The 5,496-nt window shown below is 74.4% G+C and carries 4 protein-coding genes; 3 read left to right on the forward strand and 1 reads right to left on the reverse strand.

The window, feature by feature from the left end:
• A partial coding sequence (locus LCE31_RS35945; protein ID WP_225022068.1) for a TerD family protein occupies positions 1 to 372 on the reverse strand: 372 nt, incomplete at its 3' end.
• Positions 373 to 614: 242 nt separating this feature from the next.
• Here LCE31_RS35945 and LCE31_RS35950 point away from each other — a divergent pair.
• From LCE31_RS35950 to LCE31_RS35960, 3 genes are all read left to right on the forward strand, one after another.
• The gene (locus tag LCE31_RS35950; protein WP_225022069.1) at positions 615 to 1,778 is read left to right on the forward strand and encodes an HpcH/HpaI aldolase/citrate lyase family protein; all 1,164 of its coding nucleotides are present in this window, start codon (positions 615 to 617) and stop codon (positions 1,776 to 1,778) included.
• Positions 1,779 to 1,798: 20 nt separating this feature from the next.
• On the forward strand, positions 1,799 to 4,414 hold the full coding sequence (locus LCE31_RS35955; RefSeq protein WP_225022070.1) for a phosphoribosyltransferase: 2,616 nt from the start codon (positions 1,799 to 1,801) through the stop codon (positions 4,412 to 4,414).
• Between the two features lie 74 nt (positions 4,415 to 4,488).
• Positions 4,489 to 5,244 carry an HAD family hydrolase gene (locus LCE31_RS35960; protein WP_225022072.1) on the forward strand — a complete coding sequence of 252 codons (756 nt, stop codon included), beginning with the start codon at positions 4,489 to 4,491 and terminating at the stop codon, positions 5,242 to 5,244.
• Positions 5,245 to 5,496 lie beyond the last annotated feature (252 nt).

Raw genomic sequence — 5,496 nt, forward strand, 5'->3', positions numbered from 1 at the left:
CCCCTCGGGCGCGGCCGCGTCGTACAGCAGGATGCGCAGGTCGCGGAGGTGGACGAACGGTTCGTCGTCCGACGAGGCCGCCAGGACGACCTGCTCGACCGACGGGTCGAGGGCGCCGAGATCGGCCTCCACGCTGTCCGTCAGGCTGTTGGAGCGCTGCTTCTTCGGCAGCCGCCGCACCGCGCCCGAGGGGTGGCGGGGCTGGTTGTAGAAGACGAAGTCCTCGTCGGACCGCACGCGCCCGTCGCGCCCAAGCAGCAGGGCCGACGCGTCCACGTCGGGGACTCCGGGCCCCGGGGTCCAGCACAGCACGGCCCGTACGGCCGTCGCGTCGAGCGGGACGTTGGAACCCTTCAGCATCGCGTGCGTCATGCGGGCCATCCTGCCTTCCCCGGCCCGAGGGGGACAACGCGGCACCGGTGAGCGCGCACCCCGGGCCCGCGGCGCGTGCCCTCCCCCTGCCTGCCCGGCGCGCGCCCGACGGCGCCCGCACGTAAGACGGCAACCAGGATTTCACGTGGCGGGGGAACTGACGTCATTGATTCATACGTACTATTACCGGCCATGTGAACCAGTGGCCAGAAGAGCGCTACGGGGAGTACGGGGGACGGCAGATGCGTCATTTCGGGCATGTCCCTGCGGACGACCGGCGGCGGCTGTTCCACCGCGAACCGGCCGAGTTCACCCGCGACGCCCCCGCCGCGCTGCTGTCGGCGGCCCTCGGCGCCACGCTCTACAGCCCCGCGACCCGGCCGCACCTCGCGGACGACATCGTCAAGCAGGCCGCGCTCGGCGTGCGGTCGATGGTGCTGTGCCTGGAGGACTCCATCGCGGACGGCGAGGTGACCGCGGGCGAGGCCAACCTCGTCACGCAGCTCATCGACCTGGACGCGCGCGGTGCCGGGACACCGCTGCTGTTCATCCGCGTCCGGGACGCCGAGCAGATCACCGATCTCGTGCGGCGGCTCGGCCCCGCCGTGCGGCTGCTGTCCGGGTTCGTCCTGCCGAAGTTCACCCCCGGGCGCGGGGAACCGTTTCTGGCGGCGCTGACCGCCGCCGAGAGCGCGTCGGGGCAGCGGCTCTTCGCCATGCCCGTACTGGAGTCGCCCGAGCTGCTGCACCTGGAGACCAGGGCGGCGACGCTGGCCGACATCGCGTCCGTCGTCGACAAGCACCGCGACCGCGTACTCGCGCTGCGGCTCGGAGTGACCGACTTCTGCTCCGCGTACGGGCTGCGGCGCGCCGCCGACACGACGGCGTACGACGTGGGGATCGTCGCCAACGTCATCGCGGACGTGGTGAACGTCCTCGGCCGCGCCGACGGCAGCGGCTTCACCATCACGGGGCCCGTGTGGGAGTACTTCCGCCTCCAGGAGCGGATGTTCAAGCCGCAGCTGCGCAGCAGCCCCTTCCTGGAGGGGCGGGCGGAGTCGCTCCGTACGACACTGATCGAGCACGACCTCGACGGGCTGCTGCGGGAGATCGAACTCGACCGGGCCAACGGCCTGCTCGGCAAGACGTGCATCCACCCGTCGCACGTCATCCCGGTGCACGCGCTGTCGGTGGTCAGCCACGAGGAGTACCTGGACGCGCGGGACATCCTGCGCCCGGAGCGCGGTGACGGCGGCGTGCTGCGCTCCGCCTACACGAACAAGATGAACGAGGTGAAGCCGCACCGCGCGTGGGCCGAGCGGACGCTCCAGCGCGCCGAGGCCTTCGGCGTCGCCCGCGAGGACGTCGGCTTCGTGGAACTGCTCGCGGCGGGACTCGGCCGGTGACGGCGGTACGGGAGGTGCCGATGGGGCAGGGCGACGACCGGGCGGCGCCCGGCGGACCCTGGTCGGGGACCTGGGTGTCCGACCGGCTCCGGGTGTCGCTCGACGGCGACGAGGGCCTGCGCGGACTGCTCGGGCTCGCGCTGCGCGACAACCCCAAGCGCGCCCATCTGCTGGTCTCCACCGTGCTCGGCAAACACGTGCCGCAGTCCCCGGCCGTCGTGCACGCGACCGGCGTACGGCTCGGGGAGCGCGTGCGCGAGCTGCTCGGCGACGCCGCGACGCGGCGCGCGGTCGTCCTCGGATACGCGGAGACCGCCACCGGCCTCGGCCACAGCGTCGCCGACGGCATCCGGGACGCCCCCTACCTGCACTCGACACGGCGGCCCGTGGCGGGCGTGGCGCCCGCCGGCGGCTTCGAGGAGTCCCACTCGCACGCCACCTCCCACCTGCTGCTGCCCGAGGACCCGGCGCTGTTGGCCGGCGACGGACCGCTGGTGCTGGTGGACGACGAGTTCTCCACCGGCAACACCGTGCTGAACACCATCCGCGCCCTGCACGCCCGCTTCCCCCGCCCCCGGTACGTGATCGTGGCGCTCGTCGACATGCGCTCACCGGGGGACCGGGGCAGGCTCGACGCCTTCGCCGAGGAGATCGGCGCGCGGGTCGACCTGGTGGCGCTGGCGTCGGGCACCGTGCGGCTCCCGGACGGGGTGCTAGGCCTCGGCCGCGAGCTGGTGGCGGCGCACGAGGGCGCGCAGCAGCCCTCCTACGCCGCGCTGGCCGCCGCGCCCGCGGCCACCGCCGTCACCCGCGTACGCCTGGACTGGCCGGCCGGGCTGCCCGACGGCGGACGGCACGGCTTCACCCCCGGGCACCGCGGCGAGCTGGAGGCCGCGCTGCCCGGCATGGCGGCGGCCGTCCGGCGGGCACTGCCCACCGGGGCCCGGCGGGTGCTGGTACTCGGCTTCGAGGAACTCATGTACGCGCCGCTGCGGATCGCGGAACACCTGGAGGCGGCGCTCGGAGACGACGGCGCGGGGACCGTGCCGGGCGGCGGCACCGAGGTGCGGTACTCCACGACGACCCGCTCGCCGGTGCTCGCCGTCGACGACCCCGGCTACGCGATACGCAGCAGGCTCGCGTTCCCCGCCCACGACACGGCCGCCTTCCCCGCGGGCTCGGCGGACGGCACGGGCCGCAGCTACGCCTACAACGTCGCGGGCGGCGGCTTCGACGCGGCCGTCCTGGTGGTGGACTCCGAGGGCGACTCGCCCGAGCTGCGCGCGCCGGGCGGACTGCTGGCCCAGCTCGCGGCACATGTCGGGCGGGTGGTCGTGGCCGTCGTCCCCACGTACGTCCCGCAGCCGGCGCGCCCCACGCTCCCGGAGTGCCCGGCGGGATCAGCCCGACCGGCCCAACCGGCCCGCCCGGTTCGGTCAGCCCGACCGGCGCACCCGGCCCGACCAGCTCGCCCAGAACGTCAGGACACCACCATGCCGCCCGAGCCACTGCGTGGCCCCGCCTTCTCCTCCTACGCCCCCGCCGACGTGGGCTGGCTGCTCCAGGACCTCTCGGACGTGGACCTCGAAGCCCCCACCGAGGAGCGCGAGGAGGCCATCCAGAGCGGCGGCGCCCACTACGCGGAGTCGCTGCCGGTCGAGTACCAGCCGAGCGCCGCCTACCAGGAGCTGTTCCGGGCCGCGCTCGACACCTCGGCCGCGCGTGTCGCACGGGCCGTCGGCGCCGTCACCGAGACCGTCCTGACGGAGCGCTCGCCGCGCCCCGTGCTGGTGTCGCTGGCACGCGCCGGAACGCCCGTCGGGGTGCTGATGCGCCGCTGGGCCGCCCACCGGCACGGTCTCGACCTGCCCCACTACGCGGTGTCGATCGTGCGGGGCCGGGGCATCGACACCACGGCCATGCGGTGGCTCGCCGCCCACCACGACCCGGCGGACGTGGTGTTCGTGGACGGCTGGACGGGCAAGGGCGCCATCACTCGCGAACTCACCGCGGCGATAGCGGAGTTCGAGGGGTTCGACCCGGAGATCGCGGTGCTCGCGGACCCGGGCGGGTGCGTGCGGACGTACGGCACGCGCGAGGACTTCCTCATTCCGTCCGCCTGCCTCAACTCGACCGTCTCCGGGCTGATCTCGCGCACCGTGCTGCGTTCCGACCTCGTCGGTCCCGGCGACTTCCACGGCGCGAAGTTCTACCGCTCCCTCGCCGGCGCCGATGTGTCCGGCCTGTTCGTCGACGCGGTGGCGGCACACTTCGGCGAGGTCGGCGACGCCGTCGAAGCGGACGTCAAGGAGCTGCTGGCCGGGGACCGTTCGCCGACCTGGGCCGGCTGGGCGGCCGTCGAGCGGATCAGCGAGGAGTACGGCATCCACGACGTGAACCTCGTCAAGCCGGGGGTCGGGGAGGCGACGCGCGTCCTGCTGCGGCGCGTCCCCTGGAAGATCCTCGCCAAGCGCGGCGCGGGCGCCGAGCTCGACCATGTGCGCCTGCTCGCTCGGCAGCGCGGGGTCCCGGTCGAAGAGGTGGACGAACTCCCCTACAGCTGCGTCGGGTTGATCCACCCGAAGTTCACGCGCGGGGCGACGGGCGCGGACGGCAGGGCGGTGTCGGGACAGTGACCGGCCCACGCGCGCTGGTCGCGAGCGACCTGGACCGCACCCTCATCTACTCCGCCGCCGCGCTGGGCCTGACCATGCCGGACGCCGCGGCGCCCCGGCTGCTGTGCGTGGAGGTCTACCAGGGCACACCCCTGTCGTACCTCACCGAGACGGCCGCGGGACTGCTGGACGCGCTCGCCCGCACCACGGTCTTCGTGCCGACGACGACCCGCACGCGGGAACAGTACGGGCGCATCCATCTGCCGTGCCCGCCACCGCAGTTCGCGATCTGCGCCAACGGCGGCCACATCCTGGTCGACGGCGTCAGCGACCCGGCGTGGCACGCGCGCGTGGCCCGGCGGCTGGCCGAGGAGTCGGCGCCGCTCGCCGAGGTGCGCGAAAGGCTGTCGGCCTCCGCGGACCCCGCCTGGCTGCTCAAGGAACGCATGGCGGAAGACCTCTTCGCGTACGCCGTGGTCAACAGGGCCCTGCTGCCCGCTGGTTGGCTGGAGGAACTGGGCGAGTGGGCGGCCGGCCGCGGCTGGACGGTCTCCCTCCAGGGCCGCAAGGTGTACGTCGTGCCCCGGGCCCTGACGAAGAGCGCGGCGCTGGCCGAGGTGGCGCGGCGCACCGGCGCGGAGCTCACACTGGCCGCGGGCGACTCACTGCTGGACGCCGACCTGCTGACGGCGGCGGACCTCGCCTGGCGGCCCGGCCACGGGGAACTGGCCGACGCGGGCTGGGCACCGCCCGGGGTGACCGCGCTCGGGACCGCGGGGGTGCTCGCGGGGGAGGAGATCCTGCGGGCCTTCCTGGCCAGGACCGCACCGCTCGCCCAGACAGCGTCCTGAGCGGCGGCCGTCCCGCCACGCACCCGCTCACCTACTCGCCCGGCTCGGCGGTCCGGGGGCCGCACCGGTGGGGCCCGGCGCCGTGGGGGTCCGTACGGTGGACACGTGCCGGTGGCCCGGCCCGGCGCGTTCCGATCACGTCGACGGGGCGGCCCCGCCGGCTTCAGTCCGACCCATCTGTCCGCCCGTCCGCCCGTCCAGCCTTCCGATCCCTCCGATCCCTCCGACCCCTCCACCCGCGATCCCCAGGAA

The organism is Streptomyces sp. 8L (assembly GCF_020176795.1).
GTDB lineage: Bacteria > Actinomycetota > Actinomycetes > Streptomycetales > Streptomycetaceae > Streptomyces.